Below are 26,487 nucleotides of genomic sequence, written 5' to 3'. Positions count from 1 at the left end.
TTAAAAACTAAAGCTTAAAGCGAGGAATAGGGTGTGCGCTACGCCGTCTTCATCGTCAACGACCAAGCCGTCGCGTGCTCGAAGGCCAGTACCTCTTGCTTTAACGTCAGTCCGTTCGATTTGTGCTTTAAACGCCAGGTTTTCTTTTAGATCCCAACGCCAGCCAACCGATAATGACCGTTGGCGATGGGCCAGCGTGCTGGCCACTTCTTCTACAAAAATAGCTAATTCGGCGGTATTGGGATTAATAGGAAAATCGGGCTGTGCTTCACTGAGGAAGTAGTCATCTGTTTCGGCAAAAGAATAAAGTGCGTAGAAGGTGTGAGCACCATAAAGATAGCTTAAATTGATAAAGCCATTAAAAGAATGTCTTAGGGCAATTGAATCTGAATCAATATGCGATAGCTCTGAAGAGAGCTCCCAATCACCTAAGAAACGGTTAACGTACACAGACGTGTATTGAATGTTCGCACCGCGTAAGCTTAAAGAATTGGCAAACGCGGTAGCGCCACTCCAGAAAGGCTGTAACTGCGCCACCGAAGAGGAAACAAAAGCTGAGTCAGCATTGTCATTTTTAGCTTCTGTCTGCGTGTGTTTTAGGGCAATACTCCAATCAAAAGCGACGAACTCAACGCCTATGGAGCGTAAGTCGTTAAACGTAATGGGGCTATAATCTGCACTGGTAAAATCGCTTTCGCCACTTCCCCAGAAGCCTTTGACTAATAAGTTAAAATCGCGAAAGCGCGTCGTGTAGCTAATGTCGGCACCGTCGAAGCTTCGAGCAGGTACAATGCCATAAACTTCAGTGGGCACTTTCACCCACGGATAGGCAATAGAAACGTCTCTGGTATCACTGAAGTGAAAAATATCGGCGGCGAGCCTGCCCGCTCTTACTTGCCATGATGGGGTAATGCCGTACCTGAGAAAGGCCATTTGAGTTATCGAGTTGATATTTTGTTCATCTTGCTCGCGATAAACAAATTGCCCTACAAAATCGAGATCGTTCGACAGGCTGTAATCAAGCTGTACGCCGATTAAACTCAAGGGTTTAAACGCAAAACCGTCCTTTTTGGCAAACTCAGCTTGTGAACGGTCGGTACGAAATTGATAAGTGCGGGTGTCGGCAGTGGCCGATGCCAATGTGCCAAAACCGCTAATGTTTAGTCTATTTTGTTCAGCTGACGTGCCGTTAGCCCATAGGAGACTTACCATTGCCGTGAAGAACATGTACGGCTTTTTCATCATGTTTTAACCTTGTCCGAAGTCAATGTACATTGTTGCCGAAAACGTGGCGTCATGACAATTTTATTTTAGTACAAGCTTAGTAAAGAAACGAAGAATTCACTGAAAAAATAACGTTTTGTATTTAAAAACGTTGTTAAAAAGCCCGCTGTGATGAGGCTGCGCTGTCCACAGCGTTCAAATGCTTTATACTTGCCTGCGGTAAGGGAGAAATAAAACGTGAACGAATATGCTCGTTATTTTAATGGCTACCCCGCAAAGATTGTGGAGCAAGCGCTACAGCTCATTTCAGACAACCGGCTAAAAACCTATTTGTTAAAAAAATACCCTGAAGCTCATGACATAACCACCGACAAATTGCTTTATCAATATGCGACCGACTTAAAAAAAAGGTATTTGAAAAATGCCCCACCGTTTGGGCGGGCCGCGTTTAAAAAGCAAGGCGATATGATAACGAACGCACTGGGTACGCATACATACCGTATGCAGGGGAAAACGCGAAAACATGATTTGGCCATCAATAACGACTTACTTTACGCGCCCGAACCTTTGTTGAAAGCGCTGGTAGTGCATGAATTAGCCCACTTTAAAGAAAAAGACCACAATAAAGCGTTCTATAAACTTTGTTGCTATATGGAACCTGATTACCATCAACTTGAGCTAGACTTGCGGTTATTCTGCGTGGCCGTTGCTATGGGTGAAAACCCATACGTTTAGCGCAACGGTGCAAACTGCACGTTGCTCGAGATGGGCTATGCTATGGTTGCCGCTTAACACAAAAGTGATACTTTTACAGCAAGATAGGGTTTTTACGTGAAAAAGGAGCGTTGATGAGCATTGCGAAAATTATGTCTACACGGGTGGTTAGCGTGCACATGGATGACAGTTTACAGTCGTTACGTGAACTCTTTGCAGCAACAGGTTTTCATCATCTGGTCGTGGTTCATGACAATAAGCTGCAGGGCATTATATCTGATAGAGATTTAATGAAGTCCGTCAGTCCTTTTGTCGACACTTTAAGCGAGCGTATGCTAGACCGGGCAACATTGGATAAGCGCGCGCATCAAATTATGACCCGCGAAGTGATTACGTTAAACCCAACAGATTCTGTATTTTCCGCTATCGAGCTATTCAACACTCACAAAATTTCTTGTATACCGATCATTAATGACAAGAGGCACCCAGTCGGCATGGTGTCGTGGCGCGATGTGATGAAGTTCATGCAAAGTAGGGTAGAGGCAAAACGTTAGGTAAGCACACGTAAATCAAAAACGGTGACAAGCCTTTTGAAGGCTTTAGCCTCTCTGTCAGGGATTGTGAAAATTCCAGCAGAGAGGCCGAGTCTGAGCAAGCGTTAGCGTTTGCGATAGCTAACCCTAAACAGCAGGCTGTAAAGCACGGGTACAGCGATAAGGGTAAGTACCGTGGCAAAGGCCAAACCGCCCATAATAGTCACTGCCATGTCGGCAAAAAAAGCGTCGAACAGCAGCGGCGCCATCCCTAAAATAGTAGTAACCGCAGCAAGTGATACAGGGCGAACACGGCTGATGGTAGCGTCGACAATCGCTTGTCGAATGGCTAGACCTTCTTCTATTTGAAGATCAATTTCTTCAATCAGTACAATGGCATTTTTTATAAGCATACCGAACAAGCTCAAAAAACCCAGAAGCGACATGAAGCCAAACGGCATATCAGTACCCAGTAAGCCGGTGACTACACCAACAATAGCCATTGGCACCACAAGCCAAATAATCAACGGCTGACGAGCGTGACCAAAAAGCAATACTGAGATAATGAACATCACCAAGAAGCCAGCAGGTAAGCCTGCTCCCAGCGCTTTTTGTGCGTCGCTAGAGCTTTCGAATTCGCCGCCCCATTCCAGTGAATAACCTGCAGGCAGCTCAATCTTTTCGATAAGCGGGCGAATTCTCGCCAACGCTTTGGCGGCAGTTTCATGGTCACCGGGTTCGGCTTCTACCGTGATGGTGCGAACGCGATTGAGACGATGTATACGCATTTCTTCAGTCATAAGCTCCAAACCTTGCGATACCTGTGTGAAAGGCACGTACTGGCGCTGCTGTGTAGACCACACTTGCGATTCGCGTATTGATTGAAGCTCGGTATCTTCTGCTTTACCCATCTTCGCAATGATGTTGTAGGCATAGTCACCATCTTGCACCGTACCGAGTCGAACACCGCTACTTGCGTATTGAATCGTTTGGCTAAAGTCGTTATGTGATACACCGGCAATGCCCGCGTTGTAATTGTCAAACTGGGTGTTAATGGCAAAGCCTTTTTCGCGCCAGTTGTGACGTACATCTTTTACTTGTCCGTCAGCAAAAAGCAGGGCTTTCGCTTTATCGGCAAGTTCGCGAAGCACCTCGGTATCAGGGCCCGAGAAACGGGCTTCTAATTTAGCCCCCGAACCAGGCCCAAACTGCATGCGCTCCATATAAAAGCTCGCGTCAAAGTCTAGGTCGGTAAGCTTCTCTGAAAGGGCATTTTGGATAGCCGGGATCTTGTCGAGTTCATTCGCGCGAACCATGAAAAAAGCATAGTTTTCGTTAGCGCTTTTAGGCGCATAGGTGAGGGTAAACCGGTCAGCACCTTGCCCAATAAAGGTAGTGACAGCCGTTACGTTTTCCATGTCTAAAATGCGCGCTTCTACTTCTTTTGCGATGACTTCTGTAGCGCGAATATCTCTATCCTGGGGGCCCCAGTAGTGAACAAAAAATAGCGGCGCGTTTGACGGCGGGAAGAACCCTTGTTTTACCATGCCAAAGCTTCCGTAGGCCATAATGGTAATAACAAACAATACACCAATGGTTACCCAGCGAAGTTTAAGTGCGCCAAGCAATGTACGCTTAAACCAGCGCTGCGATGCTGAGAGTTCGTTGCCTGCAGTCTGACCCATACCTTTGCGGTAGAAATACGCGCCTAGCACTGGCACCAAGGTGACCGCTAATACCCAACTTATCATTAGAGAAACCAACACGACGGCAAATAACGAGTAAAGAAACTCGCCGGTGGCATCGTTTGAAAGACCGATGCCTGAAAACGCCGCAATACCAATAACGGTTGCGCCAAGTAGAGGCCATTGGGTTCGCTTGACAATAAAGCTAGCAGATTCTTTAGCTGTAGAGCCTGTGGCCATGCGCAGCATCATACCTTCGGCAACCACAATAGCGTTATCGACCAGCATGCCCATGGCAATAACCATAGCACCAAGGGATATTCGCTGAAGCTGAATATCCATGAGCCACATAACAAGGATAGTACCTAGCACGGTAACAAGAAGCACTGAGCCAACTACCACACCTGAGCGCCATCCCATGAACAAACAGAGGGTTAAAGTAACAACGGCGACTGACATGACGAGATTATTGATAAAGCCGGTTACCGACTCATCAACCACCGAGGCTTGATCGTAAATAGGTGTAAGCGTAATACCAACAGGCAACTCTTGGAGTAGCTTCTCCACTTTGGCGTTAACGCGCTTGCCCACATCAACAATATTAACGTCGGTCAACGCCGATACAGAAAGCGTTAATGCTTCTTCGCCGTTATAGCGCACACGCACGGGCTGAATGTCGGCCGGCTCTAACTGTAACGTGGCAATATCAGCAACCCTGAGGGAACGGTTTGTCCCCGGCACTACTACAGAAAGGTTAGAAATCTCTTCAAGCCTATCCGGCGCGCGCTCTACGATAAGGCGCACGTTTTTCTCGTCAACTTTAATTCGGCCGCCGTTAAAGGGGCGTAAATTATCTTCAAAAAGGGCCGCGAGATCAGGAAAGGAAATGCCTAAACCGGCTAGTTGATAGGGGTTGATATAAGCCACTATTTGTTCTTTTTGGACGCCAGTCACGTTTACTTTTGCTACACCTTCAGTGGTAAGTAAATCGCGTCGAATAATGCGTGCAAATTCTCTAAGTTCTCGGGTATCAAAATCGGGTGCGCTCAACGCATAATAGAGCCCGTAAACGTCACCAAAATCATCAAAGACTACGGGGTCTTGTGCCCCCGTTGGCAATGAGTTGGCCGTGTCGCGAAGTCGCTTTCTCAACTCATCCCAGATCTGCGGCAACAGATTACTATCGTAAGTACTTTTAACTTCGACCGTTATTTCAGACAGGCCCGGCGAGGAAATTGACGTTACTTCTTTTAACTGCGGCATTTGTTGAATGGCAATTTCTAAGCGCTCGGTAACTTCACGCTCCACTTTTTCAGCGCTTGCTCCAGGATAATTGGTGTATACCTTTACCTGTTTAATGGTAAACGCGGGGTCTTCTAAGCGGCCAATTTTGCTCATAGCCAAAATGCCGCCTAAGAGCAGGATGACGACCATTAGCCAAATGTTGACAGGCTTATCAATTGAATAGCGTGCAATATCCATATATTACTTCTCTCCCTTGTAAGGAAGCACTTTCATGTCTGCACGCATTTGTGTTGCTCCAGCAGCAACCACCTGCTGGCCAAGTATGATGTCGCCTTGGCGCTTACCTTCAATGATCGCTAGCTCATTTTGAATGTGCTTAACATTGACAGCTTGCTTGTTCACCACATTTGTTTCATCGTTATATACCCACACCGCGAAGCCCGAGGCTTCGTCTCCTACAAGCGATCTTACCGGTACAACAAAGCCCTCTGGATATAGACTGCCTTGAAGACTGACTTTTACCACTGCGCGGGCGCCGGGTGTTAACGGTAGTTCTTCGCGAGGTTCCATAGCAAATACTACTTCATAGGTTTGGGACACAGGATCAGGTTGAGTGGAGTGCTCTACATAATTCACGGGGTACCACTGGCTACGATTGGTGGCCAACGTGGCGCTGGCCTGTTTGATGCCACGACCAATATTAGCGGTAAGCAGGCGCTCAGGAACATTGATATTGAAGTAGATTTTAGAGACATCCTGCAGGCGGGCAATCGGTGTACCTGCGGCAACAAAGCTGTTGTTTTCAACAAGACGTTGAGACACCTTTGCGTCAAAGGGGGCATAAAGCTGTGTGTAGCTTAAATCTTGCTCTGCATTCTTTAAGTCGATAACCGCCAGTTCATAGGATGTTTTTGCGGTATCAAGAGAGCTTTGTGCAACTAATTTTTGTGCAAACATTTTCTCAATTCTATCGAGTTCGCGTTTGGCTTGATCGAGGCGAGTCTTTGATTCGTCGACGCGACGTTCAAATGGTTTACGATCGATAGTAGCGAGTAATTTTCCTTTGTTGATGTCACTGCCGGTCACCAAGTCAGTTTGAATAAGTCGACCTGAAACTTCGAAGCTTAAATCTACAGTCTTCACCGCCGACACAACGGCCGGGAAGGTAAATTCGTCAAAGTCTGGAATATTGCTGACCGTAGCAAGTTTAACGTAGCGTGGTTCAGTCTTTACTTGTTGCTCGACAGGCTCTTTTTGAGAACAAGCAGTTAGGGTTGAAACCGATAAAACGCTCAAAAACAGTATGTGAGAAAATCGCATCATAGACATAGGTGTATGTCATCCATTGTCAGGTAAATAAAGTTCAAGGCTTATGTATCTAGGCATTCGCTTATGCAAGTCCCTAAATATGAGTACTTTAGAGAAAGCTCAACGCTCTCAAATATCAAAGTAAACTGGTGAGTGCATTTTAGTGCGGTCGCATTGAAAAGTAAACTGCACGGTGTAAAATGAAGGCACCTTAATACGAGATCACTATTATGACCGGCAATACACGTACGCGAAGTGACGTAAAACGCGAAGCTATCATTCAGGCTGCAACTCAGGCTTTTCAGGAGTATGGGGTAAACGGTACCAGCATGGATAAACTTGCTGAATTAGCGAATGTGTCTAAGCGCACGGTGTACAATCATTTCGCTACTAAAGAAGATTTGGTGATGCATCTCATAACTAAGCAGTTTGAAGAAGCAAAGCTAAGCATAACGGTTGAATACGACTCGTCTCGCGATTTATCGGAACAGCTTTGTGAGTTAGTGCTGCAAGATATCGAGTTTATCGTTACTGAGGCGCATTTAGATATAGCGAGGGTTGCAATAGGGCATTTCTTCTACGAGCCTGATAAGCTAAAAGACGAAGTGGCTCAGCTAAGGGCACAAGAAACAGCCTTGCACCGCTGGCTAAAAGCCGCGAAGGCAGATAATAAGGTTGACTATGATGACCTGAGCCGTGTTGTTGATGAAATCGACAGTCTTGTAAAAGGGCAGTGCTTTTGGCCGCAGCTCTTTAAGATTGATAACGAATTGAGCCACAACGACAAGCGCAGTATTGCCGAAAATATCGTGGCACTTATAACGAGCCGTTACGCGCTAGCGTAGTGATCTTCAAAGCTTATATTGTCCTGTGTCAGTCATAGGGTAGCTTCCCAGACGTCAATGTGTTCTTGTATCCATTGACTCTCACTTGGGCTTCTTAAAATACGTTCCGCTTGGCGGTTACGCAGTCTGGTTTATACCCACTCACTTATTCGCTCTCTCTTTTAATTATCTATGCGGATTAGTATTAAACAGCATCGCCAATAAATAAAAAATAAAGTAACGCTATCGATGGTTTTGTTTGAATTTTCACCATCTAGTCGCTCTGTATCAATTAAATTAAGAAAAATTATAAAGAGCTTTTAAATTTTTCTGTTCCAGGGCTCGTCATCTTCGAAAATTTTCTATATCATCCCATCACAAATGACAACTATTATTATTTGCAATTGCAGGCGCAATTAGAAGCGATGTCAAATGCTCAGTAAATAATAAGATTTATATAGTTGTAGAAAGAACACACAACACTTTAGAGAACACTTGGAGAGCAATTTTGAAATTCAAACTTACGAGTATTGCTACTGCGATAGTTTTGAGCCCGGCTGTATTTGCTGTTGACATGGAAGATATAGAGCGACTGACGGTGGAAGGTAAGTACCTTTCTGTGAACCAGTCAAACTCGATAAAAAGCCCAACGCCTATTATCGATGTGCCGCAAAGCTTATCGATCATGACGGCTGAAGAAATTACTGCTCGTGGTATTACTAGCGTTGGTCAAATTATCGATTACACTCCTGGCGTCAATACCTCTCAAGGTGAAGGACATCGTGATTCTGTGGTATTTCGTGGTGTGCGCTCAACGGCAGACTTTTATTTAGACGGTAACCGCGACGACGTGCAGTATTACCGTGCGCTCTACAACATTGAACAAGTTGAAATTCTTCGCGGGCCAAACGCTCTATTATTCGGCCGTGGCGGTACAGGTGGTATCTTAAACCGCGTATCTAAAAAGGCTAAAACGGGTGAGAAATTCGTTGACTACAATGTATCTGCAAACACGTTTGGTGCGTATAACCTTCAGTTAGATACAAACGTAGATACGGGCGACAAGTCAGCGCTTCGCATTAACGCCATGTACGAGAGTCTGGATAACCATCGTGACTTTTTCTATGGCGATCGCTACGGTTTCAACCCAACGGCGCGCTTTGAAGTGAGCGACGACACCATCGTAGACCTGTCTTATGAATACATCGATCACGAGCGTTTTATTGACCGCGGTGTTCCGACTGCCAACGGAGAGCCTGTTGAAGCGTTTGAAGACATTGTATTTGGTGATCCTGAAAACAATTATCAAACCTTAGGTGCAGACGTGTTCCGTGCTAACGTTGAACATACCTTCTCTGACAACCTGAAAGGTAATTTCAACGCGTTTTACGGCGATTACGATAAAGTTTATGCAAACTTTTATGCAGCAGGCTACGACGCTGATGCTAACCAAGTCACATTGGATGGCTATGTAGACAATACCCAACGTGAAAACCTTATTTTATCGTCTAACTTAGTCGGTGAGTTTTCAACGGGTAGTATTGAGCACACGGTTATTTTTGGTGGTGAGGTGATTAATACTAAATCAAACCAAGACCGTTTTAACCCTGTGTTTGATACGCGTGCGGGAAATAGCAGTTTAAGAAATGACCAAGAGGTGTTCGATATTTCTCGTCCTCTCGATTTTCGTGGCCTGACAGGAACTACAAGCGCTGGCGTTACGACTACGGCGACTTTTAGCGACATCAATGACGACACGCGCGTAGATTTAGATGTGTACTCATTCTATGTACAAGACGAAATTGCGTTATCAAAGAATTTCGACCTTGTTTTAGGTGCGCGTTTCGATAGCTTCGACATTGAAGTGTTTAACGCGGTGGCCCTTGAAACCCGTAACAGAAAAGACGAACAGGTTTCTCCACGTGCAGGTCTTGTATACAAGCCACAAGAGAATATCTCAATTTATGCGAGCTACAGTGAATCATTCCTGCCGCGCAGTGGCGAACAGTATGCAAACATTAATGGCGATGCAAATGCGCTTGACCCAGATACGTTCACAAACCAAGAAATTGGTATTAAGTGGGACTTCAACGACAGCATGAGCTTTACAGCGGCTATCTTTGAAAACGAACAGACGTCACTCGACAACGACCCGAACGACGTCGAACGCTTTATTGAAGTGAATTCAGACATATCGGGTTTTGAAATTCAGCTTCAAAGTTACCTCACAGATAAATGGCACATTACCGCCAACTACAGCAACCTTGACGGCGAGGATGCTAGCGGCGTGGCGCTTCGTGAGCTACCAGAGAATACCATGTCAGTGTGGACCACGTATGAAGTAAGCGATGTGTTTGGCTTTGGTATTGGAGCGACCTATCAGGACGAGAGCTTCGTGGTTACTGGTGAAGATTCTCCTGTGCTGCCAAGCTACACACGGGTTGATGCATCAGCGTACTACGCACTGAGTGATAAAACGCGTATACAGTTAAATGTTGAAAACCTGACTGATACGCTTTATTTCCCGAATGCGCACTCTACGCACCAAGCAACCGTCGGTGCGCCGATCAGTGCGCGTCTTTCACTCATTGGTTCTTTCTAAGTAAAGCCGCCACATTTCGTTTTTTGATAAAAAGCCATTCGTGTATGCGAATGGCTTTTTTGGAGCAAAATAGCGATAAGTACGATAATTGGACTGCAGATACCTGCTGCGATGGCTTTCTTTCCTTAATTTTGTGGCATTTAACCGTTCAGCAACCTAAAGACTAGCCTTGTGTCGCAAAATCGATAAGTGTCTGTCCATCCATGCGGTATCCCAACCATTCGCTTTTAGGTTTAGCACCTAGCGACTCGTAAAAGTCAATGGCAGGCTTGTTCCAATCTAGTACGCTCCACTCGAACCGACCGCAGTCGTTTTCTACTGCTATTTTAGCCAGATGTTGAAGCAGTAATTTACCGGCGCCAAGACCGCGAGAGGTGGGCGATACATAAAGATCTTCAAGATAAAGTCCATTGCGCCCTTGCCAGGTTGAATAGTTAAAAAAGTACACGGCAAAGCCAATCGGTGAGCGGTTATTTTCGCAAATAACGCAGTGTGCTGTTGCGCCCTCGCCAAACAAAGTGTTTAACAGAGCTTCTTCAGAGGCCTTTACTTCGTGTTCTGCCTTTTCATAAATGGCGAGTTCTAAAATGAACTGGCGGATTTGCGATATATCTTCCGGCATTGCCGGTCTTATCGAAATTGAACTACTCATTGTATTTTCCTTTCAATACATTAAAAAAATGAGCCTTTACCGGCCCATTTTTACGTAATAGTGCTTGTTTATATCACCCGCTGAAAAGGCTAGTCAATTGAACTGCTTGGTTGGGGCGAGTGCGTGCTGGGACTACCGCTATTTGACGCGCCGCTATCAGACTTTGTACGCCCTATTTTGCTTTTAATAAACGTAAATGGAATGCGTAAATCAAGCAGAATCAAGTACAAGCAAGGTACCAAAATCAGTGTGACAAGCGTGGCGTAAAGCACGGCAAAACCAAGCGCAGCTGCCATAGGGACAACAAACGCAGCCTGCAGACTGGTTTCAAACATAATTGGCAACACGCCAACAAAGGTAGTGATAGATGTAAGGGTTATTGCTCTAAAACGTGCCGTACCTGCTTCTGTTACAGCCTCTCTCACACTGTAGCCTTGTTTACGGCGCTGATTGACAAAGTCCGTCATCACCAAAGAATCATTGATCACCACGCCTGCTGCGGCAATCAGGCCAAAATTAGACATCATAGAGAGGTCTAAGCCCAGTACAAAGTGACCGAATACCGCACCTGTAAAGCTAAACGGTATTACCGACATGATAATGAGCGGCTGCCCGTAACTTTTCAAAGGGACGGCAAGGAGGATATACACCATGATCATAGCGGCTAAGAAAAACAAGATCTGCTCATTTTGCTGTGCTTGCTGCTCTTCAATATCGCCACCGAGTTCAGTCATTACCGATGGGAAAGACTCTTTCAGTTTAGGAAGAAGTTTGTCCTTAATTTCCGTGACTACCTCATTCGGCTCGACCTTTTCTTCATCGATATTGCCCCAGATATAAACACTGCGGTATCCACCTTCACGACGAATGTAGCTAATTCCTGGTTTTTCTTCCAATGCCACGACGTCACCCAGCAATACTTCTTTTCCGCTAGGCGTTGTGATCAGTGAATACTTCAAGTCTGCAAAACGTTCACGGGTAAGTTCAGGGTAGCGAACCATCACTTTCACTTCTTCACCGTTGCGAATAACCCGTTGTGCTTCACCGCCATAAAATCCAGCCCCTACCTGCGATGCAATATTAGAAAGCGTAAGCCCTAAATCGTAGGCAACTGGAAGTAGGGTCATCTGAACTTCTTTGCTGGGTGGATCAATAGTAGAACTTACGTCAAATAGGCCTTCTTGCTGTTGCAGCATTTCGATAAATTTAAGGCCTGCAGCATTGAGGGTATCGATGTCAGAACCAAACAATAGATAGCCAAACTCGCCGTCATCGCCATCACCGTTAACATCGTCAACCACGGTGAACGATTTCATGCCGCTAATCTCAGGAATGGCTTCGCGCCAGCGGCGGGCTAACTCAAAAGTATCTATTGGTCGGTCTTCTTCGTTAACCAGTGGCGTTAAGATACGGCCTTCGGTTCTGTCATCGTTGAAGGCGAGTCGGTCTCTGATCATGCCTTGGCCAAATTCATCAATGATTTGCTCTTCAACATCCAGTATCGTTTGCTCTACAATTTTTAGTGCATTGATGGTTGCCAAGTCAGACACGTTCTCATTCATTTCTATTTTTACGCTAGGAAAGTCATGAGGCACCTTCGGATTTGGCACCATACGAACGTAATTAGCCGCGATAAGCCCCATACTTAGCATTAACATAGCAATAAACATCATCAATACCGCCCATCGCCATTCAATAGCTTTAATAACGGTGCGCTTGTATGGGCCATTTACAAATGCAAAGAAACCTTTGTTAAAACGGGCACGCCAACTGTCTTGCTTAACGGGTGAAAATTTAGTGTGAGCGAGGTGAGCAGGTAATATCAGCTTTGACTCTATCAAGCTAAATGCCAAGCATAGAATAACCACGACCGCGATATTGTAGAAGAATTCACCTTCCGGGCCACTGCTTAGTGTAAATGGCGCAAACACGGCGATTGTGGTCAAAACACCAAATGTTGCAGGCGTTGCTACGCGCTTGGCGCCTCTCACCACATTATCTACGCCGCCACCTTTACTTTCAATTTCAGTGTAGGCGCTTTCACCTATCACTATGGCATCGTCAACCACAATACCCAACACCATGATAAAGGCAAAAAGCGACAGAATATTAATACTGACACCAAATATTGGCATCAGCATCATGGCGCCTAGGAAGCACACGGGTAGCCCAACCATTACCCAAACAGCCAATCTAAAGCGAAGGAATAGGGTAAGCATCAGAGCGACAAGAATTGAGCCTTGAACGAGGTTAGACAGCATCATGTCCAAACGCGCGTTAAGGTAGTACGTCATATCCACCAAAACCTCTAAACTTACGCCTTGAGGAAGCGTTTCATTCTTCTGCTCGATATAGGTTTTGACAGTTTCTGCAACGGGAATGGTGTTCTGGGTTTTTGTCGCCTTAACCGCAATGTAAATGGCGTTCATACCATTGTATTTGAAGTAGCGCTCGCCCTCGACAAAACCATCGTTTATTGAGGCGACATCACCCAAGGTCACTTTCGCACCGCCTTCACCAATTTTAATCGGGATCTGTTTGAATTCGTCGCCGCTGTAATATTGGTTTTCAACACGCACAGATACTATGCCGGCATTCGTTCTGAGTTGGCCTGCAGAGATATTCGCTGAATAGTTATTAATGGCCTGCGTTACGTCGCCAATGGTGAGTCCATATTTTCTGAGCGTATCCGGTTTAATTTCAATAGCAATTTCATCATCCGGCGTATTGGCTTCAACGAGAGAGATTGAGCCTAACTGCAAAAGCTCATCTTCAACCTCTTTGGCTAACACTTTCAATTCAGACAGAGGTAAATCACCCACAATCGGCATTTCAATAACTTGCTGTTGAAACTCGACTTGCGACACGTTAACGGGCTCCATCCCAGCAGGGAAGGTAGCTATACCGTCTACGCGTAATTTTACCTTGTCCAGTACGTCGGTAAGTTCGGCTTTAGTGTCTATTTCTAAGGTAACCGCACCACCACCTCGAAATGCTCTGGATACTATGCGCTTAATCTCGGTGATATCTTTTACGGCTTCTTCAACTTTGATGAAAATACTTTCTTCAATTTCTTGAGGTGATGCGCCAGGATAGGTTGCGTCAATGGTTATGTAGTTAATTTCGATGTTCGGAAACATCTGACGTTGAATAGTAAAATAGCTGGCAATACCCATGACTATAATGAAAAACATGAGTAAGTTGGCCGCAACTGAATTTCTTGCAAACCAAGCTATAATACCGTTTTGCGTGTTATTGTGATTTTCCATGACAGCTCCTTAGTTTGCCTTAGCCGTCACAAGTTCGTTCGTTGTTTCAATCACCTTCACAGGCATACCGTCTTGTGGGTACTCAGGTAGACTCATCACGACCTTACTCGCGTTAAACTCACCTTGAATAAGAAAGTCACCATTCTCCTCTCTCACAACCCTTACTTTTTGCGATTTTAGTCTGTCTTCATCGTCAAGGGTCCAAAGTAAGCGATTCGTGACCAACTCTTGAGGCACACGATAGACATCACTGAGTGTCTTACCTTCAAACGCAATCGTGCTGTATGAGCCAAATTTTATGATGGGTTTAGATGAGTTTATGGCGTACGGATCTTCAATACGTGCCACGAAATAGCTCATGCGGGTAGTATTGTCTACCACGCCGGTATCTCTGTGGATCGTGCCCTTGACCGTTGCGCCTTTAATATCGTCTACCTCAATAGCGATTTCGCTGCCAATGGTATTATCTGCCAAGAAAACGCGGTCAAATCCGGCAACTGGGAAAGTCACTTCCGCATATTCGATGCTGTTAATAACCGCAACTGGGGTACCCTGAGTCACGTAGTCACCGGTACTGATATTTCTTGCCACGACTAACGCGTCGTAAGGGGCTTTCACCTTACAATTTTCCAGATCACGTTGAGCAATTTTAAGCTGTGCTTCAGCGGATTTAAGTGCGGCCTGTGCGCTCATAACTTGGGGCTTGCGAAGGTAGAGATCGGTCACCCGTGCATTGGGCATTGTTTTCGCTTCTTTTGCCGCCACATCCGCTTGCGCTTGTTCTTGAATTAGCTGTGCTTGTGCACTTGCCAAGTTCGCTTCGGCCATCAAAAGTGCAGCTTCGTAAGCATCTGCTTCTATTTCAAAAAGCGTTTCACCGCGTCTCACCAGTCCGCCGCTTACGAATTTGGGGTTCCATCGCTGAACTTCACCCGATACTTGGGCTGCGAGGTTAGTCGTTTCGAGTGGGGTTATTTCGCCATAAGACGTTAACTGAACGCGAACATCTTCTGGTGATAAAGCCTCAATGGTTACAGTAGGGCGTGTGTCTACTTCCTCTGTGATAGCAGAGTCAGATGCTGAAGCTTCGATTCCTTTCATACCAATATAGCCAACTAACAAAACACCGATTGGCAATGCAACTTTCATCCATTTCATAGCTAAGTCTACTTTTAAAGCGAATACTACGTATAGTGTATCGCTAAAGTGTTTCAGTAATACAGCGCAAATGTAACGAAACGTGAGTCAATATAGTGTAAAGATGATGATGCGTGTTGTTACAACGAAGAGCTTTGCTTGGTAAGTGAAGAAGGTGGGTCAATTGTGGAAATAGCACAAACTTGGTCTCTACCATTATCCTTTGAATAGTAGAGTGCTTTGTCGGCACGTCGGATAGCAGTAGATATATCGATATCTGGCGTCACTTCACTCACTCCAAAGCTGGCTGTGACATGAAACTCATGACCCTTGATATTCAGAGGCGCTCCATTTAACGTTTCTCTGATTTGCTCAAGTGCCTCTATCGCATCGGACTCATTGGTATCATTGAAGATAAACATAAATTCTTCACCGCCCCAACGCGCCAATATATCTTGGGCGCGGAGACGGGTGGTAAACACTTTCGAAATCTGCACCAGTACTTCGTCACCTTGCTCGTGGCCTAAAGAATCATTAATACTTTTGAAGCGATCAATATCGGCAATAGCAATGGAGAATTTACTTTTGTTACGCACTATTCTTGCGTATTCACGGTCCAAGCATTGTTGTGCACCACGTCGATTCAATAACTGCGTTAGATGATCGTGCTTTGCTTGTCGCTCAAACTGTTCGCTTAAATAAAGCGCAGTATCGTAGCTTTTCTGACGACTGTACTCGTAAAAAGCAGATAAAAAAGACACTGTCATAAAAGAGTAGAGCAGGCGCGTTTTAAACGCATAGGTATATTGTGTGAACAGTATTGCCTCATCAAAGCCGAACAACACTATTGCGCTAACTAAGGTAAACGCAATAAGTGAAAGTAGTCCACGAACAAACCCTGCAAAAAACATAGTGACAGGAGGTACAAGGTATATCCATAAAGGGCCTGTATTATCTTTACCACCCGTTATTAAAAGCAGTAGCGTGAGCACCATGAGACAGAGAATTAATAAGGTGATAGACGCAGTGCGGGCGCTTGCTGTAGGAACACGAACCTGTAACCGCTGTGATATGGCAAAGACAACGCTGGCGGTGAAAAGGGTAGTAGAAAGCGGGTATTCAGCCGCTATAAAGGCTCGACAACCAAGCAGAAAAGTAATAGACATGCCTACAGCAGCAAATAAATTGACAACCATAATCCGTCGGTTGGTTTCGTCTTTGTAGTGACGACTTACACCGCTAAACACATACTGCTTGAAAGTACTGAACATAAAGGTAAAGCTCTAAAACGTCTGGCTGAGGTGTTGAGCTAATTGCGCAATGGTATTTCTCATTGCTTGTATACTTGATGAAAAACCATCATTTTCTATCGGCGCCTTGAATTTAAAGGAATGAATAGACGTGCCTTTTTGTACGCTACTCACAGTGTATTGGCCGGAGAACACGACGTCTCCCTTATAGGTACTAATGAAATCGTCAATATGCAATGTGATGTGGGTCGCTTCTTCATCTGAGAGCTGATCACCACGCTGGAGTAAAATTTGTTTGTCCGCTAGTGCGCTTGAAAGGACCTTACTCAATCCTTCATCCATTGGCTCAGCCCACAAATGAGCCGTTGAGATGTGTAAGCTGGTGTCACTTGTCTGGTACACCAACCCTTTGTGCTTTAGATATTCTGGTAGCGTTATTTTATCTAACACAAGCGTGCGTTGGACGCTGTTTTGTGTCAATGGCACGCTATCTGTTGAATGGAGCAGGTAGTAATTTAGCGAAGAGGGTGCTGAACTGCATGACTGCATTAATAAAAATAAGACTGATAAAGTGCTGAATCTCAACGTTTTATTTTTTAAATACGCGAGTCGTGTCACAAACTGCATTGTCATTCGATTTAGATCCTTCATCCCTGACGTCTGGATGTATTCTAGATAATACTTTATATCGCCGTCACACTTTCTCACAATAAACGATAGCGTAAACACAGTGTATGCGTATTCTGTGAGGCAGCAACGAAGTATGAATTATAAACACTTTTTATACTAAATGCGTTCAAAAAATTTACCTTCTATTAAAAACATGCCTATTTAGTTCTTAGCTTTAGGCTGAATATCTGCTTCACTGTCTTGTGAGAAAATTAAGCTATTGGGTGATTGATTGAGTTTTAACAACAGGGGTTGCATACTTCTCATCGTTTCTTGAAGCGCATCTACGGTTTCTTTAATTTCAGATTGATTAAAACCACCCTCACTGTAGTTTTTGAGCAATCCATCAAGGCTGATGAGCACTTGATTGAGGTTACTGTTCAGTGCTTTTGCATCAATGTCAGCAATAAGTAGGTCAAAGTCACTGCTGGCCGTTTCCACCGACTCGGCCGCTAAGCGCATGTCTTCAACGGCAAGTTGCACATTTTCTACCATCTCTTTGAGAGGAAGCTGATTAATTTTGTCGAGTATAGCGTCGGCCTTTTGGGTCAACTGAGTAAACTCATTGCTCACCGTTGGAATAACTTCATAGCCATTAATGACATTAATTCGTCCACTACTGCCGGCATCAGGCACGTGCTGCAAATCAACGTATAAGCCGCCGGTTAAAATATTGCCCATGCGCAGAGAGGCTCGGAGATCCCGATTTAACCAGTTTCGAATGGTTTGTTTAATCGCGCTGAGCCCTTCTTCCGTATCTGGCTGTCGTGCTTTCCCAGGATAAATATTAATAAGGACTGGAATAGGGTAGTCGCGTTCGAGGATGTTTCCTTCGACCGCTGGAAAGGAGTTTATTGCCGTGACATTGCCAATTTCAATGCCACGATATTCAACAGGTGCGCCCACAGTTAGCCCTCGCACGCTCTCATCAATTAGCAACAGGTATTCTGCGGCTACTTTATAGCGGGCATCAGAAGCAGAAGCGCTGTCTCCATAAATGGTGAAAAATGCGTTATCTAACACCTGCTCGCCTTTCGGTACGCCTTCTGGAATACCGAAGGTAATGCCGTTGGCTAGCAGAGTTTCTAAACTCCCTGTTTCTACACTGACTCCATTCGACTCAAGCAGCAGTTTTACGCCACTGACGTCCCAAAAACGCGTCGTGTTAGTGATTAGCTTATGGTATGGCGCTTCAATAAATGCATCGTAGTACACCACGCGCTCTTCTATATTGAAGGTCGCGTCTTCAAATTCGCCAACTTTGAAACCTTTATAGATAATTGGATCGCCGGGTTTATACGCAAATTCATCGTCACTCTTTAACATGACGTGCAGACCTGGAGTGCCTGGAGGGGTAACGGGCGGTCGTTCAAGCGCGGTGAAATGAAGCTGCTCTTTGCCTTTGTCATTAGCCGACATAGCAATATAGCTGCCGGACAGCAGAGTATTAAGACCAGACACTTCGGAGAAACTAATCCGAGGAGCAACAACCCAAAATTTGGCATTTTCGTTTAGCAAATGAGCTGCACTCGCATCAATTCTCGCTGTAACCAGCACCCCGTCTAGATCCGGTTTTAGGGTGATTTTCTTAACTTGGCCAACGTCTAAGTCTCGCACTTTAATTGGCGTTTTATTAACTTCAATGCCCGCAGCGGAGTGAAGCTCGATAGTGATAAGTGGACCTTGATTTTTCCACTGGTAGTACACCATCCAGCCGCCGATGATAATAACCAAAATGGGAATAATCCAAATGCGTGAGACTGACGAGGTCGGCTTCACCTTGGCTTCGTTGATATTCGGATCGTTTGCGGTCATGTTAATTGCTTCCACTGCTGCCAAATTAGCCTCGAATCAAAGGTCATCGCGGCTATCATTGTTACAAATACTACGGCACAAAAGGCGAGTGCCGCCTGGCCCGGATAAATAGACATGGTGTTTCCCATTTGAATAAGGGACACCAGCACTGCCACAACGAAAACATCTATCATCGACCAGCGACCTATTGCTTCAGTAATACGATAATAACGTATACGTAATTGTTTCGAAGTGGTTTTCTCTCGCTGAACTGAGAAGTTAAGCCAAGCAAGAATAATAATTTTTGCGACAGGTACAATGACACTGGCAATAAGAATAATAAGGGCAACCGGGTATGAACCCGACTCCCAAAGGGAGATCACCCCGCCAATAATCGTATTGGGTGTTTCTTGTCCGAAGAATTCAGTGTACATAATAGGAAGTACGTTGGCAGGGATATATAAAATGCAGGCGGTAAGCAGTAGCGCCCAGGTGCGCTGAATACTCACTCTCGCCTGTGCCTCACTCAAGGGTTTTGGCTGTGGTGGTACTCCCTGAGATAGCCACATTGCATAGCGAGTGGCATCAAACTGAGATATGCAAAGTGCTGTAAACGCTGAAAAACCGATAAATGCATAAAATGACAGTCCTATTGACACATCGGCAAGCTCCGTTATTTTGATAAGGCTAACCAACGTACCAACGAGAAAAATTTCAGCCATACTCCATGGTAATAGCGCTTTCACTAATCGCAGTAATCTGGGCAAATAAAACGGCTGGCGATTTTGAATCTGAGCAAGTGAGAGTAGAAGCATTCCAGCGAGTACTATGCCAGGTAATAGAAGCGTCGCTAAACTTGTAATTATGGCGAGCGACAAATAGTCGTGCTCGATAAGAACGGTTATGCCCGTGGGTAGGTCGATACTGTGTTTTTGCCCACTTGCCTTAAACGTTAAAAAGTTAAATGGTAGCGAGAGCAATAAAAAAATAAGAGCACTGGTTGTGTAGGCGAGTAACTTTTCGCTTGCCCCATTGCGGTAAGATAATAAGGTGTGGTTGCATACAGGGCACACAGCCCGTTGTCTATGTGCTAGGGCGGGAATGTGAACCTTGGTATGGCATTGCTCACAAACTATAGATAAGGTATTAGATTCAGCCATAAGGTTTTCGCGCTACTTTGAGTATGCTGGAAAGCAGCCTGTAGATATAACCTGTTGATTTTTTAGAATCAACAGGATAGCGCATTGCGAGCACGTCGGGAAGTAAAGCCAGTCGTATTTAGAAGTATAACAATAAAAATTGACGGTTAAATGATGGAATTGACAAACAAAATTAGCGGTTTGCGTGGAAAAATTGCAAGGCAAGGACGTCGAGTGTTGCAGAAAAAACGCATTGGTTTTTTGCGTTTTTGGCTGAGTATAACCTTTGCCCAACGTTGTTATTTTTTAGCAACGGGGATGCTTTTGATACAACTTTTTTTTGGTATTGGAAACGGCTTGTTCGAAGCGGTGATGTTTGGCTTTGCGCTAACCGGTATTATTTCCGAAGTCTGGCCAAAGTTTATGGCACTTTGGAACAGTTTACCTGGCAAAGCCATCATTCTGTTTATTTATGCCATTATTGCTAACTTTGCGCTAGCTTCTGCGAGTGGTTTAGTGAATAGCATCACGGGCGTTTCTGCAAGTGCGTTACCCTACAGCCATAACTTTGCACTGATCCTTATGGTGCCTAGCTGGTTTTTTGTGACTACATTGATGGCGCTTGTTAGTGGAATGCTGCTTATCTTTGTTTATCTGTTTTTTTTATTATTGTTGAAGCCGTTCGGTGTTCAACGCTTATGGCATCAAACAGGCTATCGTTTTGTGTTATCCACTGCCATAGCGCGCTTTGTGTGGACGCTAGGTGTAGCACTGCAACTGGGCGTATTAGCCGGGCAGGTGGGGCTACTTTCTGAGTTTAGTGGTAATAGCGCCAATCCGTTAATTACCATAGAAGAGGCCATGGAAAGCCCGCTTAACAATGAAGGTGCACAACTTACCGATGAGCAAACTGAAGATATTTCTGCACTTGAAAAAGACTTAACGGCACTGTTAGAAAATGCAAAACAAAAAAGCATTGATTATAAAAAGACGCAACGTCAAGCACTGGCCAGTTTTATCTATGAGTTTGAGGCAGACACGCGCTCCCGCTGTGCTCATCCTGAAGGTACGCGGGTTATTGAACTGAATGATTATGAAATTTTGCAAATAACGCAATCCGTTGAGAATGAAGGCGACTATGAGTATTTGGTTTTACCTTGTCGTTCAGCGGCTATTGGCGTGAGTGTTATTCCCTAAAGTAAAGATATTATCTCTGTAGTTAACAGTAAAAGAAAGCCTGCCGACAATCGCTTGAGGGCAGGCTTTTTCTTTATCCAATTGCGCTAGCGCAATCTCTGTAGAGTGACTTAGAAGCTTGCGTTACCCGGCGTACGCGGGAACGGAATAACGTCACGCACGTTTTGCATGCCGGTTACGTAGGCTACAAGACGCTCGAAACCTAGGCCAAAACCTGAGTGAGGCACGGTGCCGTAGCGACGAAGGTCGCGATACCATGCATAGTCTTCTTTCGACAGTCCCATTTCGTCAAGGCGTGCATCGAAAACGTCTAGGCGTTCTTCACGCTGTGAACCACCAATAATCTCACCGATACCAGGCGCAAGTACATCCATAGCTGCAACTGTTTTACCGTCATCGTTAATGCGCATGTAGAACGCTTTAATGTCTTTCGGGTAGTTCTGCATGATAATTGGCGCACCCACATGCTCTTCTGCAAGATAGCGCTCGTGCTCAGAAGATAAATCGATACCCCATTCAACAGGGAATTCGAATTCTTTGCCGCAGTTCTGCAGAATCTCGATAGCGTCAGTGTAGTCCATGCGAACAAAATCAGAGCTGACTAGCTTTTCCAAGCGCTCAATGGCGTCTTTCTTGATACGCTCAGCGAAAAACGCCATGTCATCAGGCAGCTCCTCAAGCACGGCCTTACATACATATTTCAGCATGTCTTCAGCTAGCTGGGCGACATCTTTTAGTTCAGCAAACGCCACTTCAGGTTCAATCATCCAAAACTCGGCAAGGTGACGAGATGTGTTTGAGTTCTCTGCACGGAACGTAGGGCCGAAGGTGTACACCTTAGACATAGCCGTACAGTAAGTTTCAACGTTAAGCTGACCTGATACCGTAAGGTAGGTTTCTTTGCCGAAGAAATCTTCTGAATAGTCAACATTGCCTTTGTCGTCGCGCGGAAGATTCATCATATCAAGAGTTGATACGCGGAACATTTCACCTGCACCTTCAGTATCGCTAGCCGTTAGAATTGGCGTAGAGATCCAGAAATAACCTTTCTCGTGGAAGAAGCGGTGAATAGCCTGCGACAAACAGTTACGAACCCGAGTTACCGCGCCAATAACGTTCGTGCGTGGGCGAAGGTGCGCATATTCGCGAAGGTACTCAATGCTGTGGCGTTTAGCAGCCATTGGGTACGTATCAGGGTTTTCTACCCATCCCAAAATTTCAACATCGGTCGCGTCAATTTCAAGTGCTTGACCTTGGCCTTGCGACTCTTTCACTGTGCCCGTTACTGACAAAGAGCAACCTGCGGTAAGGCGCTGAATGTCAGCATAATTTGACAGAGAATTTAGCGCAATGACTTGAACAGGATCGAAGCAACTACCGTCGTGCAGTGCAATAAAAGATAACCCCGCTTTAGAGTCGCGGCGTGTTCTTACCCAACCCTTTACGGTTACCGAATCGCCAACAGCGTACTTTCCTTTAAGTACGTCAACTACGGGCGCATGCGTCATGTTAATTTCTCCGTCTTACTGATTTTATGCAGTTACTTGCTATTGAGTCTTGCTCAATAGCATCTTGCATTTAACGATTAACAATTAAATGCTTATAAAATTGTTTATTAGTCAATGTTTTGGATTGTTGTGCCGATAAGTAGCTACAACCAGCAGCGCTGTAAGTCGTTAAGACGCTAGCGAATCTTGTGGCCGTCGGTAGCAACGCAAAAACGTTCATAGAATACCTGTCGAACGTTCAACCACTTACCGAATGCTATTTGCTATGTATCGACCGCAATATGCTAAAGTGATGTATAAATAAGCAATAAAATACAATCCAATAGCACGCTAGTATACCCAACAAAATGCGGGATGCCAGAGAACAGAGTGACAAATGGGAAATAAAAATGATTCATGCACGCCAGTGCAAAATTCACCACAGGCGCACGGCGGTTCAAAAGCCGATCAAAGCACTACTGCGGACGATGAGAGTAGGAAAAGTAAGATGACCTACGAACAGCTTGCCGAGCGACGCTCCACACCCAGAGCGCAAACTCCATTTTTTAAAATTATGTTGGGGCTAAACATTGTAGGGTGGGTGAGTTTGGTGGTCGTGCTCATTTTGTTCCACTACGCAAGGCCAGATTTTATCAGCGGTGTTCAACAGTATTGGGGAATAAAGGGTGATACATCATGGTCTGAAAATCACCTTTCTGCCATGACTATTATGCTGCAAATATGTCTGGTTGTTACCCTGATAAGTATCATCATGCGCGCCCGAAGAAATCGTCGCCGCTCAGACAATTTTGGGATTAACCTTTTCATTTTGTTCGCTATCGTCGCTATCAGCTTAATCACTATCGCTACAACAATAGGGCTGTAACGGGAGTCATTCGGCTTGTTTCTCTTTGACTGGGCTATCGAAACTGAAGCGGCTGGGCCTAAAAACCAAGCCGCAATTCATTTTGATAGACTTGTTTACCGCATTATCAAGTCAAACGATTAAACAAAGGCAGCCTGTATAAGCCAATACGTATAGGCCGCATAAGCTAATACAAATGCACCACCTTCTAAGCGGTTCAGGCGCCCTTGACCTTTGATACCTATACAGAAAATAAATAGCGCGACCGAAGAGGCGAACATTACCATGGCATCGCGATATAAAAAGTCTGACGCTACCGCCATAGGTTGTATTGTTCCCGCGATACCGACCACGGCTAGCGTGTTAAACATATTGGAACCGATTACGTTACCAATCGCGAGGTCATGCTCACCTTTTTTAACGGCCATCAATGAGGACGCTAGTTCAGGCAAAGAGGTACCGATGGCAATAATAGTAAGGCCAATAATGGTGTCGCTTACACCAAAGAACGTGGCGACTTCTACCGCTCCCCAAACCAACATGCGAGAACTCGCAACAAGTAAGAGTAAGCCTGCAATTAACCACATTACATGTGTTTTAACAGTACCTTCGTTACTATTAATTTCTTCGTTGTATTCATCGGCAAGCGCGTCTTTGTCACCTTTCATACCGTGATATACACTCCATGAAATCAACAAGACAAATAAGCCAAGCAGTGAAAATGCATCGTCTTTAGAAACGTTTAGATCCCAAATCTGCCACACGGCAAAGAACGTAATACCTAATAGTACGGGCAATTCTTTTTTAATGATTTCAGATTTAACCGCAATAGGACTGATTAGCGCGGTCAGGCCCAATATCAAAAGAATGTTAGCCGTGTTTGAGCCGTAGGCATTGCCCAACGCTATACCAGAGTTACCTTGGATGGCGGCAAAAACTGAGACGATGATTTCAGGGGCCGAAGTGCCGAACCCGATGATGAGCATACCAATGAGAAGAGGTGATAAACCAAAATGGTTAGCCACAGATGCTGCTCCACCCACGAACTTTCCAGCACTCCATAATAAAACCGGCAATCCAATCAGAATAGCCAAGCTGGCCAATAGCATACGTACTCCTTAAACCATTTATGTCTTACAGCCCACCTCTATGTGTAGGCGAACTTACTAATTAAAAGCTGTTTCGATAGATTTATTAGCACATAAGTTTTTGTTGTCTTAACGATGAAAAAAAGCCGTGCTAAATCTGCTTTGAAAAAAATGAGTTGAGCGTAAACTCAGTGTCACTATCACTGTGTTTGTAAGTTAAGCAAACACGCCATTCATTGTAACTAACCACACATTTTTTAGAAGCGATATACATGCACAATACATTGATTGTTACTGATGATGTTACTCCTTTTCGTAACACAGCTTTAACCGTGCTCACTTTTCAAGATTACCTTGCAGAGTTCCCGAAGCTGAACGAGCCTAAAACGCGGGTAATTAATATCTGCGATACTACACGCTATTTGAGCGAGGGTTACTATTGTTCGCTTTTGGCTCAAGCACGTAATCACTCAGTCTTACCGTCTGTCAATACCATCAACGACTTGCGGATGGCGGAAGAGAAAAGTATTGACCGTATTGTTTTCTCGCTCTCTGTTGCACAGGATAATACCGAAATTGCTGACGAGCCTTTATTAGTACTATTTGGTGAAGTGAAAGATCAGCGCTTTAAACGGTTAGCGCGTCAAGCATTTGAAAAATACCCGTACCCTGTTTTGGTTTTGAGTCCAACAGTAACCGATACCAAAATGTCGCCAAAAAATAATGGAAAAGTACAGGTAGAAGGCTTTGCTAGTGTGCAAGCAAAAGCGTTTAAAGATTTAGACGCCACGCAACAGACGCGATTTATTGAACAATTGGAAGCACACACAAAAATTCAATGGAAAGCGGGTAAAACCAGTAAACGTACTCGCTGGGATATGGCTATTTTGGTCAACCCTGAGGAAAGTACCCCGCCTAGCGACGAACGGGCGATAAAGAACTTTGTAAAAGCGGCTGAAAAAGTTGGTTTTCGTGCGGATGTGGTAAGTCGCCTGACGCAAGAAGAGTTAGGGTACTACGACGCATTATTCATTCGTGAAACGACCGCAATTGATCATCACACATATCGCCTGGCTCGAGCCGCTGAGCGCGAGGGTATCGTAGTGATGGATGATACACAGTCAATTTTGCGTTGCTGTAACAAGGTGTATTTGCAAGATGCCTTTGCCTATCAAAAGGTGCCTGCACCCAAAGCGACCTTCGTATCAAGTGCGACGGATGAAGTGTGTGAAAAACTGATTGCTGATTTTGGCCTTCCGTTGGTATTGAAGCTACCTGAAAGCTCATTTTCGCGCGGTGTGCATAAAGCAGAAAGCAAAGAAGCGTTAAAAACCCGATTAGAACAGATGTTGGCTGAATCGGCTTTGGTATTAGTGCAAGAGTATATCTTTACTGAATTCGACTGGCGGATTGGCGTACTAGGTGGAAAACCGATCTATGCATGCCAATATTTTATGGTGCGCAATCACTGGCAAATTTATAACCACCAAGGTGATCGGTTCTCATCGGGTGGATTTGCCACAATGCCAACTTTTGAAGTACCGAAGCCAGTTTTACAAGCAGCGATTAAAGCAGCCAAAGCCGTTGGCGATGGTCTCTATGGGGTAGACATAAAGCAAACGGGCAACGCCGTTTATGTCATTGAAGTGAATGACAACCCAAGTATCGATTCTGGGGTTGAAGATAAATATTTAGGCAAAGAGTTGTATGAACTTATCATGCAGGAATTTGCTGACAGGTTGGAGCAAAGAGGGCGATGATACCATCGGCTGAAGCAGTGAGTACAGAGAACAGTGTGGGCGAAA

General features: G+C 44.9%; 19 protein-coding genes. 7 read left to right on the top strand and 12 right to left on the bottom strand.

Going from position 1 to position 26,487, the window contains the following annotated elements; translation table 11 throughout:
- Entirely contained in the window at positions 1-1,245 is a 1,245-nt protein-coding gene (locus tag GVO63_RS14610) for a hypothetical protein (RefSeq protein WP_159580852.1), read from the bottom strand.
- A 216-nt stretch (positions 1,246-1,461) separates the two neighbouring features.
- Between GVO63_RS14610 and GVO63_RS14605 the strand changes: the two genes are divergently transcribed.
- Both GVO63_RS14605 and GVO63_RS14600 read left to right on the top strand, forming a co-directional pair.
- Entirely contained in the window at positions 1,462-1,959 is a 498-nt protein-coding gene (locus tag GVO63_RS14605; protein ID WP_159494401.1) for a M48 family metallopeptidase, read from the top strand.
- A gap of 113 nt (positions 1,960-2,072) precedes the next feature.
- Entirely contained in the window at positions 2,073-2,492 is a 420-nt protein-coding gene (locus tag GVO63_RS14600; RefSeq protein ID WP_159580850.1) for a CBS domain-containing protein, read from the top strand.
- Between the two features lie 104 nt (positions 2,493-2,596).
- Here the strand turns inward: GVO63_RS14600 and GVO63_RS14595 are convergent, their stop codons facing one another.
- Both GVO63_RS14595 and GVO63_RS14590 read right to left on the bottom strand, forming a co-directional pair.
- Positions 2,597-5,638, bottom strand: a complete 3,042-nt coding sequence (locus tag GVO63_RS14595) for an efflux RND transporter permease subunit (protein ID WP_159580848.1) — start codon at positions 5,636-5,638, stop codon at positions 2,597-2,599.
- A gap of 3 nt (positions 5,639-5,641) precedes the next feature.
- On the bottom strand, positions 5,642-6,724 hold the full coding sequence (locus GVO63_RS14590) for an efflux RND transporter periplasmic adaptor subunit (protein ID WP_159580868.1): 1,083 nt from the start codon (positions 6,722-6,724) through the stop codon (positions 5,642-5,644).
- A gap of 215 nt (positions 6,725-6,939) precedes the next feature.
- On the opposite strand from GVO63_RS14590, the gene GVO63_RS14585 reads away from it, so the two are divergent.
- Positions 6,940-7,554: a TetR/AcrR family transcriptional regulator gene (locus GVO63_RS14585; protein ID WP_159494405.1), complete on the top strand. Its 615-nt coding sequence runs from the start codon at positions 6,940-6,942 to the stop codon at positions 7,552-7,554.
- A 487-nt stretch (positions 7,555-8,041) separates the two neighbouring features.
- Entirely contained in the window at positions 8,042-10,135 is a 2,094-nt protein-coding gene (locus tag GVO63_RS14580; protein ID WP_159580846.1) for a TonB-dependent siderophore receptor, read from the top strand.
- 163 nt (positions 10,136-10,298) lie between these two features.
- Here GVO63_RS14580 and GVO63_RS14575 read toward each other — a convergent pair whose 3' ends face one another.
- From GVO63_RS14575 to GVO63_RS14545, 7 genes are all read right to left on the bottom strand, one after another.
- Positions 10,299-10,787, bottom strand: a complete 489-nt coding sequence (locus GVO63_RS14575) for a GNAT family N-acetyltransferase (RefSeq protein ID WP_159580844.1) — start codon at positions 10,785-10,787, stop codon at positions 10,299-10,301.
- Between the two features lie 89 nt (positions 10,788-10,876).
- The gene (locus GVO63_RS14570; RefSeq protein ID WP_159580842.1) at positions 10,877-14,056 is read right to left on the bottom strand and encodes an efflux RND transporter permease subunit; all 3,180 of its coding nucleotides are present in this window, start codon (positions 14,054-14,056) and stop codon (positions 10,877-10,879) included.
- A gap of 9 nt (positions 14,057-14,065) precedes the next feature.
- On the bottom strand, positions 14,066-15,214 hold the full coding sequence (locus tag GVO63_RS14565; protein WP_159580840.1) for an efflux RND transporter periplasmic adaptor subunit: 1,149 nt from the start codon (positions 15,212-15,214) through the stop codon (positions 14,066-14,068).
- A gap of 119 nt (positions 15,215-15,333) precedes the next feature.
- Positions 15,334-16,464 (bottom strand): diguanylate cyclase, encoded by a 1,131-nt coding sequence (locus tag GVO63_RS14560; protein WP_159580838.1) that lies wholly within the window; start codon positions 16,462-16,464, stop codon positions 15,334-15,336.
- A 12-nt stretch (positions 16,465-16,476) separates the two neighbouring features.
- Positions 16,477-16,992 carry a membrane integrity-associated transporter subunit PqiC gene (locus GVO63_RS14555; RefSeq protein WP_268891653.1) on the bottom strand — a complete coding sequence of 172 codons (516 nt, stop codon included), beginning with the start codon at positions 16,990-16,992 and terminating at the stop codon, positions 16,477-16,479.
- A 282-nt stretch (positions 16,993-17,274) separates the two neighbouring features.
- Positions 17,275-18,927 carry an intermembrane transport protein PqiB gene (pqiB, locus tag GVO63_RS14550; RefSeq protein ID WP_159494412.1) on the bottom strand — a complete coding sequence of 551 codons (1,653 nt, stop codon included), beginning with the start codon at positions 18,925-18,927 and terminating at the stop codon, positions 17,275-17,277.
- Entirely contained in the window at positions 18,924-20,066 is a 1,143-nt protein-coding gene (locus tag GVO63_RS14545; RefSeq protein ID WP_159494413.1) for a paraquat-inducible protein A, read from the bottom strand. The genes pqiB and GVO63_RS14545 overlap by 4 nt, the downstream gene beginning before the upstream one ends.
- A gap of 297 nt (positions 20,067-20,363) precedes the next feature.
- Between GVO63_RS14545 and GVO63_RS14540 the strand changes: the two genes are divergently transcribed.
- Positions 20,364-21,242, top strand: a complete 879-nt coding sequence (locus GVO63_RS14540; RefSeq protein ID WP_236552167.1) for a hypothetical protein — start codon at positions 20,364-20,366, stop codon at positions 21,240-21,242.
- A 110-nt stretch (positions 21,243-21,352) separates the two neighbouring features.
- On the opposite strand, the gene asnS is transcribed toward GVO63_RS14540, so the two are convergent.
- Positions 21,353-22,750 carry an asparagine--tRNA ligase gene (gene asnS, locus GVO63_RS14535; protein WP_159494414.1) on the bottom strand — a complete coding sequence of 466 codons (1,398 nt, stop codon included), beginning with the start codon at positions 22,748-22,750 and terminating at the stop codon, positions 21,353-21,355.
- A 376-nt stretch (positions 22,751-23,126) separates the two neighbouring features.
- Between asnS and GVO63_RS14530 the strand changes: the two genes are divergently transcribed.
- The gene (locus tag GVO63_RS14530) at positions 23,127-23,615 is read left to right on the top strand and encodes a hypothetical protein (protein ID WP_159580835.1); all 489 of its coding nucleotides are present in this window, start codon (positions 23,127-23,129) and stop codon (positions 23,613-23,615) included.
- 119 nt (positions 23,616-23,734) lie between these two features.
- Here the strand turns inward: GVO63_RS14530 and GVO63_RS14525 are convergent, their stop codons facing one another.
- Entirely contained in the window at positions 23,735-24,703 is a 969-nt protein-coding gene (locus GVO63_RS14525; protein WP_159494416.1) for a calcium/sodium antiporter, read from the bottom strand.
- Between the two features lie 251 nt (positions 24,704-24,954).
- On the opposite strand from GVO63_RS14525, the gene GVO63_RS14520 reads away from it, so the two are divergent.
- The gene (locus GVO63_RS14520) at positions 24,955-26,442 is read left to right on the top strand and encodes a RimK family protein (protein WP_159580833.1); all 1,488 of its coding nucleotides are present in this window, start codon (positions 24,955-24,957) and stop codon (positions 26,440-26,442) included.
- Positions 26,443-26,487 lie beyond the last annotated feature (45 nt).

The sequence above is a fragment of the Alteromonas sp. KUL106 genome (assembly GCF_009811415.1).
Taxonomy (GTDB): Bacteria; Pseudomonadota; Gammaproteobacteria; order Enterobacterales; family Alteromonadaceae; genus Alteromonas.
The sequence above is the reverse complement of the archived record's forward strand: the minus strand, read 5'-3'. Positions and strand labels throughout refer to the sequence as shown.